Below are 647 nucleotides of genomic sequence, written 5' to 3'. Positions count from 1 at the left end.
GCCGCCACCGCGTTCTCCCGGATGGTGGTGAACGCCTTCTCCAGCTCCGGCGGCGGGTTCTGCACCCGGTACGGCGCGGCCTCCGCCTGGATGGCGACCACCGACATGTGGTGGGCGACCACGTCGTGCAGTTCACGGGCGATCGTGGTGCGCTCCTCCAGCAGGGTGCGCCGCGAACGCTCGTGCTCGGTCACCGTCTGCTGGGCGGTCACCTGCCGCTCGGCCTGCCGGCGTACGTGCCCGACCGTGACGACCAGCAGGGCCAGCGCGGACACGACCAGCATGGGCGCGGTGTCGGTGTCGTAGTGCGCGGAGCCGAGGACGCTCTCGGCCCAGAAGCCGTACAGCGCGGTCAGCAGCCACATCCAGGCCGCCGTGCGCGGACGGGTACGGATCGCGACGATCGTGAGCACCAGCAGGTGGGAGACGAGGCTGCCCGGCAGCCAGGGCCAGCTGCCCCAGCTGCTGCCGAGGACGGCGGTGGCGGCCGTCGCCGCGAACGACACCCAGAACGCGCCGACCGGGCGCACCAGGGTCAGCAGCACCGGCGTCAGGGCGAGCAGCCCGCACAGCACGGTCCCGCCGCCGGCGTCCGAGCCCGCCACGGCGACGAGCATGGCCACGACCGCGCCGGCCACCACCACGGC

General features: G+C 73.9%; 1 protein-coding gene. It reads right to left on the bottom strand.

Going from position 1 to position 647, the window contains the following annotated elements:
• On the bottom strand, positions 1-647 hold a 647-nt coding region (locus IE312_RS40120; RefSeq protein ID WP_229899771.1), incomplete at both ends, for a histidine kinase.

It is taken from the genome of Streptomyces capoamus (assembly GCF_014654935.1).
GTDB classification, from domain to species: Bacteria; Actinomycetota; Actinomycetes; order Streptomycetales; family Streptomycetaceae; genus Streptomyces; species Streptomyces capoamus.
The sequence above is the reverse complement of the archived record's forward strand: the minus strand, read 5'-3'. Positions and strand labels throughout refer to the sequence as shown.